This is a genomic window from Mangrovibacterium sp., assembly GCF_059905295.1.
The window spans coordinates 1-10,454 of sequence record NZ_JBZQJF010000059.1 but is presented as its reverse complement, the minus strand read 5'-3'; the positions used below and the strand labels follow the sequence as shown (position 1 = coordinate 10,454).

Annotated in this window: 8 protein-coding genes; 5 read left to right on the top strand and 3 right to left on the bottom strand. The window is 46.0% G+C overall.

What is annotated here, in order from left to right; translation table 11 throughout:
• Window positions 1-74: 74 nt before the first annotated feature.
• Window positions 75-851 carry a nucleoside triphosphate pyrophosphohydrolase gene (mazG, locus tag AC37HE_RS03375; protein WP_500781373.1) on the bottom strand — a complete coding sequence of 259 codons (777 nt, stop codon included), beginning with the start codon at window positions 849-851 and terminating at the stop codon, window positions 75-77.
• 11 nt (window positions 852-862) lie between these two features.
• On the bottom strand, window positions 863-1,426 hold the full coding sequence (locus AC37HE_RS03370) for a pentapeptide repeat-containing protein (RefSeq protein ID WP_500781372.1): 564 nt from the start codon (window positions 1,424-1,426) through the stop codon (window positions 863-865).
• 258 nt (window positions 1,427-1,684) lie between these two features.
• On the opposite strand from AC37HE_RS03370, the gene AC37HE_RS03365 reads away from it, so the two are divergent.
• Complete coding sequence (locus tag AC37HE_RS03365) at window positions 1,685-2,836, top strand: hypothetical protein (RefSeq protein ID WP_500781371.1); 1,152 nt, start codon at window positions 1,685-1,687, stop codon at window positions 2,834-2,836.
• 134 nt (window positions 2,837-2,970) lie between these two features.
• Here the strand turns inward: AC37HE_RS03365 and AC37HE_RS03360 are convergent, their stop codons facing one another.
• The gene (locus AC37HE_RS03360) at window positions 2,971-3,585 is read right to left on the bottom strand and encodes a hypothetical protein (RefSeq protein WP_500781370.1); all 615 of its coding nucleotides are present in this window, start codon (window positions 3,583-3,585) and stop codon (window positions 2,971-2,973) included.
• A gap of 231 nt (window positions 3,586-3,816) precedes the next feature.
• On the opposite strand from AC37HE_RS03360, the gene AC37HE_RS03355 reads away from it, so the two are divergent.
• The 4 genes from AC37HE_RS03355 (at window position 3,817) to AC37HE_RS03340 (ending at window position 10,093) form a co-directional block, all read left to right on the top strand.
• Window positions 3,817-4,209 (top strand): DUF6769 family protein, encoded by a 393-nt coding sequence (locus tag AC37HE_RS03355; RefSeq protein ID WP_500781369.1) that lies wholly within the window; start codon window positions 3,817-3,819, stop codon window positions 4,207-4,209.
• 96 nt (window positions 4,210-4,305) lie between these two features.
• Window positions 4,306-5,802, top strand: a complete 1,497-nt coding sequence (locus AC37HE_RS03350; protein ID WP_500781368.1) for an efflux RND transporter periplasmic adaptor subunit — start codon at window positions 4,306-4,308, stop codon at window positions 5,800-5,802.
• Between the two features lie 15 nt (window positions 5,803-5,817).
• Window positions 5,818-8,934, top strand: coding sequence for an efflux RND transporter permease subunit (locus AC37HE_RS03345; RefSeq protein ID WP_500781367.1), 3,117 nt, complete (start codon window positions 5,818-5,820; stop codon window positions 8,932-8,934).
• Window positions 8,915-10,093 (top strand): TolC family protein, encoded by a 1,179-nt coding sequence (locus AC37HE_RS03340; RefSeq protein WP_500781366.1) that lies wholly within the window; start codon window positions 8,915-8,917, stop codon window positions 10,091-10,093. Before AC37HE_RS03345 ends, AC37HE_RS03340 begins: the two co-directional genes overlap by 20 nt.
• Window positions 10,094-10,454: the final 361 nt, after the last annotated feature.

Genomic DNA, 10,454 nt, shown 5'->3' with positions numbered 1-10,454 from the left:
GTTTAAATCCGATTCAGCAATGACGTGGCCCCACCAACTCGAAACTCAAAACTTGGAACTTTAACGATTCTGGCTTATTCCATCTTTTTGGCTTCTTCCCAATATTTATCCATTTCGGATAATGGCATTGTTTTCAGGTCGATGCCTTTCTTCAGCGTTTGACTTTCCAGGTAGGCGAAACGCTTCATGAATTTCAGGTTAGTACGTTCCAAAGCGGCTTCCGGATCAATTTTATATAGTCGTGCGGCATTGACCATGGCGAAAAACAGATCGCCAAACTCTGCTTCTATTTTATCCTGGTCGTTGCTGTTCATTTCGTGCTGAAGTTCGCCAATTTCTTCTTTTACCTTCTCCCACACCTGATCGGGGTATTCCCAGTCGAAACCAACACCGCTGACTTTCTCCTGTATGCGGTTCGCTTTCACCAGAGCCGGCAGCGATGATGGAACACCTTCCAAAACCGTTTTCTTTTTACGGCCTTTTTCTTTCAACTTCAGTGCTTCCCAGTTTTGCTCTACCTCGCGGGCATTGTTAACACCTACTTCTCCGTAAATATGCGGATGTCGATAAATCAGTTTTTCGTTGAGCGACTCAATAACATCTTTGATGTTAAAGGCGTCTTTCTCTTCTCCGATTTTTGCATAAAACACGATATGAAGCAGCAGGTCGCCCAGTTCTTTTTTTATTTCATCCAGATCGGACTGCAAAATGGCATCGCCCAATTCGTAAGTTTCTTCGATGGTTAGTTTGCGCAACGACTCAAATGTTTGCTCCCGGTCCCACGGACACTTTTGGCGCAATTCATCCATAATTCCCAACAGGTCGCCAAAAGCTTTCAATTTATCATCCATAGTTCTTTTGTTTATTCAATTGTCAAATTATACTTCTGCAACAGACCGCTTAAGCCGTTGTTTGCGAAACGGGCCCCTTTCATTCGATTTTGCTCCGGATCGATGGTGTAGTTGATGGCGGTGCTGAAATCAGCTTGTTGCAGGTTGCAGTTTTCAAATTGTGATCCATTTAAATCACAGTTCCCAAAATTGGCCTTTTGAAGGTTGACTTCAAAGAAATCGGCTTCGCGAATTGAGCACTGTTTAAAACGGGTTTGTTTCATGTTTTTACGGCTGAAAATGGCATAATCGAGCAGACAGCTTTCAAATTCAACCTGAAACAAAAAATCAGCACAGGCACTGAAGTCAAAACCAACCAGCTTGCAGCTTTTAAAGTGAACTTCTTTTAAGCCAGCCTGTGTTACTTTGGTCATTGTAAAGTTACAGTCCGTAAAACGGCAGTCGACCAATTCGGTGAAGCGGAAGTTGCAATTTTCGAAGGAGCAAGCTTCGAAGTGGCATCCATCGAATGTTTGATCGGCCAGTTGTTCTGTTGTAAATTGCTGACTCTTGAAATGCTCGTCGTAATGCGCCATTGGGTTGATTCGATTTGAAAACAGATTCAAAGTTATCAAAATATCTGCTTGACCTTCGCTTGTATTTTAAATGAATGGGAATTTCCCGGATTTTGGCAGATCATACAACTATTGGGAATGCAGTTTAACATTTCCCCAAAAGTTTGGCCCCTATTTTGCTTGGTTTATTTTTATTTAAACCGATGTGAAACTGCATTGTCGATTTTTTCTTTTATTATTGTTGGCAATTGCTTGTGGACATAACAAAAAACCGAACGAATGAGAAAAATTTACCTTTTACTATTGGTCGCTTTGAGCGTAGCAGCCTGCACCTCGGGGCGTAAAGCACTGGACCAGGGAAACTTTCTGGATGCCTTTGTGAAAGCAACCAACCGGTTAAGCCAGGATCCTGATAATAAAAAAGCACAAGAAGTTGTAACCAGCGGCTATCCGATGGCTATGCAATATTATCAGGAGGAGATTGATTTGACCTTAACAGGAAACGATCCGTTTAAGTGGAATAAAGCCCTGGCGTTGATGCAGACAGTGAACCGAATTTCGGATCAGATACGCCGAATCCCTGCAGCACGTAAGTTAATCACTTCACCCAAAACCTATACGACTGAATTGGCAGATGTGACTGAAAGGGCTGCAGAAGAGCACTATGCAGCAGCGGTAGCTTTTATGGATTTACAAACCAAAGAGGATGCCAAGCAGGCTTGTCGTCATTTTCAGCAATGTGTTGGGCTGGTTCCCGGATATAAGGATGCGATCCAATTGATGAATGATGCTAAAGATATGGCCACCACCCGCGTAATTATTGAGCCTCTTCCGGCACCATCGCTGCGTTACGAACTGAATGCTGATTTCTTTTATTCGGAATTGATGACCAAGATGAATCAATTGTATCCCGGGCAAAGTTTTGTGAACTTTTATACGCCGGAACAGGCTGAACAAGTGAAGCTGAAATATCCGGATATGGTCGTTCAGTTGAATTTTCTCGATTTCAATATTGAACATCCCAAACATTACGAGGAAGTAAAAGACTTAAAACGGGATGTTGAAGAAGTTTACGAAAAGAAGATTTCACGCGACTCTGTGGTTACAGAAAAACGGATTGTTACCGTTAGCGGAAAAATTAAAGTACTAACCGACGAAGTTTATTCGGCAGGAGTGGTCAAATTGGATATTAATGATTTTCAAGCAAACCGAAGCTTGCTGGATGATAATATTCCCGGGGAGTTTATGTGGCGCAATCAACATGGTATGTTTTTGGGGGACGAACGGGTGTTGAGTAAAGAGGAAATAGCACTTCTTGAAAATGAAGCGGTGGCACCTCCCGGACCACAGGAATTGTTCCACGAATTTACGCGCCCCATTTTTGCAAAACTGGTTGACCGGATGAATGGTTTCTTCAGGCAATACAACTAATCCGAAAACCATCGGATTCTCTTTTGAGCGCAATGTGCTAAGCATATTTTAACCAAAGAGGTTTTTTATAAAAGAAGAAAGGCAGACTCGATTGTAATCAAGTCTGCCTTTCTCTTTGAGTAAATGCTCAGGTTTTAAAATCGTGTTGAGTGGTAGAAACAGATGCTAAACATGATTGCAGGTCGTTCCAGGTAAAACCATTGGAAATCCCAATCTTCCATTTTAGTACCTTCGCGGGGCATATAAAGCCAGTGCTTGGTTTTAAAATAGCTGTATCCCAATTTAAAGAGCAAAAAGTCGTGGCGTCGTTGTAGCTGATGACGATATCCAATCCCCAATTCGTAAAGTGGTCCCTTATGCTGTTTGTCGGCATCGGTGCGCATGGCATAGCCCCCATCAGCATAAATAAATGGGGAACGGGCTTGCCTTCCTGTGAAGTACTTAAAATTAACGGTTACCGGCAAGGTGCGCATTTTGGGACTATGATATTCATTAAAGCCTAAGCCGGCACCAACCGAAAAATAGTCGTTGAGGAAGATGTTGGCTGTCGCTTTTACCCCGAAATTGAACGGGGAATAGTCACTAAAATTATAATAGTCCGATTTCATCTTTAAACCATAGCCGGCACTCCCTTCAAGGGTATAATAAAAACCGTTATTCCGGATGATCCGGTTTTGGGCATAGCCATTGGTTGCGATTAAGAAGAACAAGCCTAAGGTTAATGTTTGGCAAAGTGAACGTACTTTCATGGACTCGAATTAAGATAGATTTGGTTGATAACACGTAACCCCTTTTCCTATACAAAGAAACGAAGAACGAAGGACTTTAGTGTTTAATGACGTACAGAATTTATGTTTCAGTAGTTGTTTGTATAAACTTGATTCCAGGTCAGGAGATTAAAAATCTCAAAACTTTGTTAATTCAAAATATCCGTTGAATAGGGGATTTCGCGCCTTGCTGAAAAAGTTTATTTTTGTGACATGATGAAAATGCAGCCCATCTTATCTTACGTATTATTGACGGTTTATTTGGTCGTCATGGTGCATAGTATGGTGCCGCATCATCATCATGAGAAATCCTTCGAAAACAAATGTTTTCAGGAAATCTCCTGCGTGCATATGGCCGAGCATTCATCGCTTTGTGCTGACAGTTCGTGCAATCATCCTGATGAACAAGTTCCTTGTCACTTCGAAGTAAAGCCGGTTCCGGGAAAATCGCTTGTATTGAGCAGCTATGCGATCCTGGCAGTTGTGCTGCAGCAATTTCATGTTCCGGAAGAGGAACAATGTCAGTGGCCTCAATCCCTGGTGCCACATATTCAGGAACCTTATCTGCAAACTTTTGGGCTACGTGGCCCACCAGCACTCGTGTAAATAACCTTTTTTGACAGCTTAAGGAGTGAGCTGTCTGCTGTTTTTCAGGCATCACTGCTGTTGCCTGATGTGGTATTTATTATTTACACGAAATTTATGAAAGCATATTCTATAGTTGTGGCCGCACTAGCCATCTTGTTGGCGGGCTGTGCCGGTCATGACCCAAAAGAAAAACATCAGGAAGGTGAGGACGAACATCACCATCACGATGAAATACACGAGCAGATCATTCAATATACAGATCGTTACGAGTTATTTGCAGAAACGGAACCACTAGTCGTTAACGAGAATCGGTCGGTATTGGCCCACCTTACCCGTTTGTCGGACTTTAAGCCTTTGACAGATGAAACGGTAAAAGCCGAGCTGAAGGTCGGTGATCAAACTGTTCAGGCAGAAGTGGCGCCTAAGCGTCCGGGGATTTATGAGTTGAAGTTTAAAGCACCACAGGCCGGTGAAGGGCAACTAACCATTTTTATTCAAGATAAGCAGGAGCGTATTGATGCTCCGGTTCGGATTTATCAGGATGATCATGAGCCACACCACGAACTGGAGGGTGAAGAAGCGCCGGCTAATGCTGTTAGTTTTACGAAGGAGCAGTCGTGGAATGTTGCTTTTGGAACAGGTCTGGCTCGTTTGGCTCCGGTTGGACAACTGATTAAAACAACTGCCCGCGTTGAGGCTTTGCCTGCAAAATCGCATACCCTGACTGCACAAACCTCGGGAACGCTCAATTTTACATCGAACAGTATGGTTGACGGGAGTTCGGTTAAAGCCGGGCAAGCCTTGTTCACCATCCAGGGATCGGGAATGGGCGACGACAATGCAGCTCTGGTTTACCAGGAGGCTAAAGGCGACTACGAGCTTGCGAAAGCTGAATACGAACGGATGCAGCAATTGGTTGACAAAGAAATCGTATCGAAGCGGGCATATCAGGAAACCAAAAATCAATACGAAAAAGCGAAAGCAAAATTCGATAACCTGCAGCACAACTTCAACTCGGAAGGACAGGTAGTTTATGCCTTGTCAGCCGGAGTGCTGGAGAAGATTCGGGTGCACAACGGACAGCATGTCGACAAAGGTCAGACACTGGCAACGATTGCTTCCTATTCCAAGGTTCAATTGGTGGCCAATGTGCCGAGTCGTTACCGGACCGACTTAAGCTCGGTGCTGGCAACAAGTTATAAAAGTGACAGCCAGAACTGGAAAACACTCGATGCCAGCCTTACATCGGTTGGGCAGCGGGTGGATGAGAGTAGCTTCCGGCTTCCGGTTTATTTTGAAGCTGCGAATACAGGGGATTTACTGCCCGGAAGTTTGATCGAACTGAACATTACCTGTTCTGCAGATCGTCCTGTTGTGGTAGTGCCAACAGTTTCTTTGCTGGAGCAGCAGGGAAATTACTTCGTTTATGTGCAGCTTAATCCCGAGTTGTTCGAGAAACGGCAGGTCTTCCCCGGAGCCTCCAATGGGGTGGAGACTGTAATCACGGAAGGTCTTACTGATGGTGAACGCATTGTTACCAAGGGGGCCGTGTTGGTGAAGTTGGCTTCTGTGTCTAATACGCTCGATCCGCATGCCGGACACGTTCACTAAGCGAAAGGAGGAATTATGCTGGATAGAATAATCAGATTTTCGCTTCAAAATAAACTGATCGTTTTACTGGGAGCCGCGATACTCCTGTTTTCGGGTGTTTATGTAGCCCGTGATATGGATGTGGATGTGTTCCCCGACCTGACGGCGCCAACAGTGGTCGTTATGACCGATGCGCATGGAATGGCAGCCGAAGAGGTTGAACGCCTGGTTACCTTCCCGATTGAAACAGCGGTAAATGGTGCTACTGATGTACGCCGCGTGCGTTCCAAATCGTCGCAGGGCTTTTCATTTGTCTGGATTGAGTTTGACTGGGGAACGGATATCTTTCGGGCTCGGCAGATTGTGAGTGAGAAGTTGGTCGGGCTGGCCGGACAAATGCCTGTTGGCGTTGGCCAACCGATAATGGCTCCACAGTCGAGTGTGATGGGCGAGGTCATGTTCATTGGTATGCAAGCCGATTCAACGTCGATGATGGATTTGCGTACGATCGCCGACTGGAATGTAAAGCCGGTGTTGTTGGCGACAGGAGGTGTGTCGCAGGTGACGATTATTGGCGGCGACTATAAACAATACCAGGTGCTGGCCAACCCACGCCTGATGGACTATTACAATGTAAGCCTCGATGAACTGACTGCCGTTTGTGCCGGAATGAGCAATAATGCAACCGGCGGCGTGGTTCGTGAGTTTGGTAACGAGTATGTTGTTCGCGGCATGGCTCGAACTGATGACCTGGATGAGCTGGGGCGCACTTTTATAAAAGAGAAAAACGGACAGCCGGTTTATGTAGAAGATGTGGCCGAATTAAAGATCGATGCAGCGGTGAAGATGGGTTATGCCTCGCAAAATGCGAAACCAGCTGTGATCCTTTCGGTTTCGAAGCAGCCTAATACAAATACGCTTAAGCTGACTGAACGAATCTCGGAAAACCTGGAGGCCTTAGGAAAAACCTTGCCTCCTGATGTTGTGTTGGATTCGCATATCTTCCGTCAAGCCGATTTTATTGAAACAGCTGTCAACAATGTGAAGGACGCCTTGCTTGAGGGAGCCGTATTTGTTGTGATCATTCTTTTCCTGTTTCTCGGTAGTTTCCGAACAACCGTCATTTCCTTGCTGGCAATACCCTTGTCATTATTGGGCGCGGTGCTGGTGTTAAAAGCGCTGGGATTGAGTATCAATACGATGAGTTTGGGGGGTATGGCTATTGCCATCGGTTCGCTGGTCGACGATGCGATTATCGATGTGGAGAATGTTTTTAAACGCTTACGGCAAAACCGACAGCTGCCCGAAGCCGAACGGCAGGTGGCCTGGAAGGTGGTTTTTGAAGCCTCGAAGGAGATTCGTTCATCGATCTTCAATGCAACATTGATCATCATTGTAGCTTTTATCCCACTGTTTTTCCTGTCGGGAATGGAAGGGCGCATGCTGAAGCCTTTGGGGATTGCCTACATCGTTTCGCTCTTTGTATCGTTGATTGTAGCCATGACGCTCACGCCCTTGTTGTGCCGTTTGCTGTTGACCGGTGAAAAGTATTTAACGAAGAAAAGTAAGGAAAACTGGCTAACCCGGCAGATGAATCATTATTACGAGCGTTCGCTCCTGATGGTATTCCGACATAAGAAAGTTGTGCTTGGCTCGGCCTTGGTTTTGCTTCTTGCTTCCATCTTGTTACTAACCGTCATGGGGCGAAGCTTCCTGCCCGAGTTTAACGAAGGCGCTTTGACGATAACCGCAGTCAGCGAACCGGGGATCTCGTTGGATGAAAGCAACCAACTGGGACGATTGATTGAAGAGAAATTGTTGTCGGTACCGGAAGTGATCAGCACAGCCCGCCGTACAGGGAGGGGAGAATTGGACGAACACTCGCAAGCAACGAATAGTGCTGAGATTGAGGTGCGTTTCGAATTGAAGGATCGCTCAGCCGAAGCCTTTAAAGAGGAAGTGCGTGCAAAATTGAAACGTATTCCGGGCATAGCTGCCACTGTCGGACAGCCTATTGGGCACCGGATTGATCATATGCTGTCAGGTACAAGGGCCAATATTGCTATCAAACTGTTTGGATCGGAGTTAACAGAACTGTACAGAATCGGTAGTCAGATTCAGCATGAGATTGTTGATATTGAAGGTTTGGTAGATGTGAATGTGGAGCAGCAGGTGGAAGTGCCGCAAATTCAGATTCGTGCACGACGAACGATGTTGGCACATTACGGCATCAGCATCGACGAATTTAACCATTTTGTTGAGCAGGCAATTGGTGGCGAAAAGCTGGCCGATATTTACGAAGGACAACGCAGCTTCGATCTGTTCCTGCGTTTTCAACCTGAATTTACCAATACGATCGATGGCATCAAAACTGCTTTGATTGACACGCGGCAGGGTGGAAAAGTGCCGCTGGAAGAAGTGGCTGATGTGTTGTCGGTTGCCGGACCAAACGGTATCAGTCGGGAGAATGTACAACGTAAGATTGTTGTTTCGGCCAACGTGAGTGGACGTGATTTGCGCGGTGCCGTAAACGATATTCAGCAAACCATTAATGAGCATGTTTCCCTTCCCGAAGGTTATCGGCTGGAATATGGCGGACAGTTTGAGAGTGAAGCCCGCGCCTCGCGAACGCTGGCTTTGACAACAGCACTGGCTATTCTCATCATCTTCTTATTGCTGTACCAGGAGTTCAAAAATATTAAACTGGCCGGTATCATCTTATTGAACTTACCAATGGCAATGATTGGTGGTGTGGTGGCCATCTGGATCACTTCGGGCATTATCAGCATTCCGGCAATCATTGGTTTTATCACCTTGTTTGGTATTGCTACACGCAACGGTATCCTGTTGGTGTCGCGCTTTCAGCAAATGGAAGAGCAGGGCATGAAGCTGGGAGATATTTTGATCCGTGGTTCTGTCGATCGGTTGAACCCGATCCTGATGACAGCCCTGACGGCGGCTTTAGCACTTATTCCGCTGGCCATGCGCGGCGATGCCCCGGGCAACGAAATTCAAAGCCCGATGGCCAAAGTGATCCTGGGCGGATTGCTGTCTTCTACTTTACTGAATATTTATCTGGTGCCGGTGGTTTACCAGCTGCTGCACCGTTTCGGACTTTTAAAACAGCGAGAAAATGAAGAAACTACTTTATAGTTTGCTGATTGTTCTGGGAGCGATTCCAGCTATTGCTCAGCAAAAACTGGATGATTGTTTACAGACAGTCATCTCGAATAATGTTGCTTACCGGGCACAGCAGGCTCAAAGTCAGGCTCAGCAGGCTGAAAACCGAGTAGGAAATACCCCTGACAATCCGCAGGTTGAAGGTGGCTATTTGTGGGGAAGCCCTTCTGCCATTGGTAATCGTAAAGACTTGTCGGTAAGCCAGGAGATTGCGTTTCCAACGGTTTACCATCACCAAAAGAAACTGGCCGATTTACGCGATCAACAGGCGGAAATGAGCACCGAACAATATCGCCTGGTGGTAATGCAGGAAGCTGCTCAGTTATGGGTGGAACTCGTGTCTCTCAATCAACGAATTGCCATTCAACAGGAACGGACACAACAAGCGAAAGCTTTAGCCGATGCTTATGCCGAACGACTGGCTGCCGGTGATGCGAACCGGATCGATCGGAACAAAGCAGCCTTAAATTCCCTGCAGGCTGAAAAATCACTGGAGGCCTTGCAGCAGGAGCAGGAGTTGTTGCAACTTAGCCTGGAGACCTTAAATGGTAATCAAGCTTTGCCGGTGGAGGAAGATCACTATGACGCAGTTAACTTACCGCAAGATTTTGAGAGTTGGGCCAACCAGAGGGTGCAACAAAATCCGCAGGCGCGATGGTATCTATTGGAAGCCAATGCTGCTGAACGATCGATTAAGCTGAATCAAAGTAAAAGCTTGCCGAAGATCAGCGGAGGCTACATGATGGAAAATACCATTGGTGAGAAGTTTCAGGGGATAACGCTGGGCCTCTCTGTACCGCTTTGGGAAAATAAGCATGCGGTTAAAGCGGCCCGCCTGAAGCAGGAATCTTTACAGATGGAAGAGCAAAACTTTCAGCTTCAGTTTAAGTCGGAGCTGCATCAATTGTATCGATCCGTTGAGTTGGCCTCGGCTCGGGTGAAGGATATGCGTCAGCAGCTAAGCATGATTCAGCAAGAGGCCTTGCTTAAAGATGCTTTGGAAGCGGGGCAAATTTCACTGATTGATTACCTGCTTGAATTACAGTTCAACTATGATGCGATCGATCAGTTGACCGAAGCTGAAAAACAACTACAACTGGCCTGGGTAAAATTGAAGGTGTTGGGAATGTAGCGATTGCCTCTAGTCATGAAGGGGTAAATGGAAGGACCAGGATTACTTCTTCATCGAATCTCCTTCTACCAATGACAGATAAAATGATTGAAGGATAGATGGATTGAAGGATTGAAGGATTGAAGGAGCTTCAAGTTGACTCAAATTCCAGGCTTTAAATTCCAACTTTCAAAAGGGCACCTGCTGGACGTTAGTGTTCATTCGCAGTGTTCAGTCTCAAGAAAGTGTTCAGTCTCAGTTACCAGTCCTAGAGAGCTGAAACCCGGAACTCGTAACTCGCAACTTGGAACTTGGAACTTGAAAGATTGCCGCGTCCTCCTGCGTCGTCCTCGCAATGACGGAACCCGGAACCCGCAACTTG

Bases quoted from the DNA above. Each gene is read 5' to 3' on its own strand.
- AC37HE_RS03340 (WP_500781366.1), top strand. From the start codon at position 8,915: ATGAAGAAACTACTTTATAGTTTGCTGATTGTTCTGGGAGCGATTCCA.
- AC37HE_RS03365 (WP_500781371.1), top strand. From the start codon at position 1,685: ATGAGAAAAATTTACCTTTTACTATTGGTCGCTTTGAGCGTAGCAGCC.
- AC37HE_RS03345 (WP_500781367.1), top strand. From the start codon at position 5,818: ATGCTGGATAGAATAATCAGATTTTCGCTTCAAAATAAACTGATCGTT.
- AC37HE_RS03355 (WP_500781369.1), top strand. From the start codon at position 3,817: ATGATGAAAATGCAGCCCATCTTATCTTACGTATTATTGACGGTTTAT.
- AC37HE_RS03370 (WP_500781372.1), bottom strand. From the start codon at position 1,426: ATGGCGCATTACGACGAGCATTTCAAGAGTCAGCAATTTACAACAGAA.
- AC37HE_RS03350 (WP_500781368.1), top strand. From the start codon at position 4,306: ATGAAAGCATATTCTATAGTTGTGGCCGCACTAGCCATCTTGTTGGCG.
- AC37HE_RS03360 (WP_500781370.1), bottom strand. From the start codon at position 3,585: ATGAAAGTACGTTCACTTTGCCAAACATTAACCTTAGGCTTGTTCTTC.
- mazG (WP_500781373.1), bottom strand. From the start codon at position 851: ATGGATGATAAATTGAAAGCTTTTGGCGACCTGTTGGGAATTATGGAT.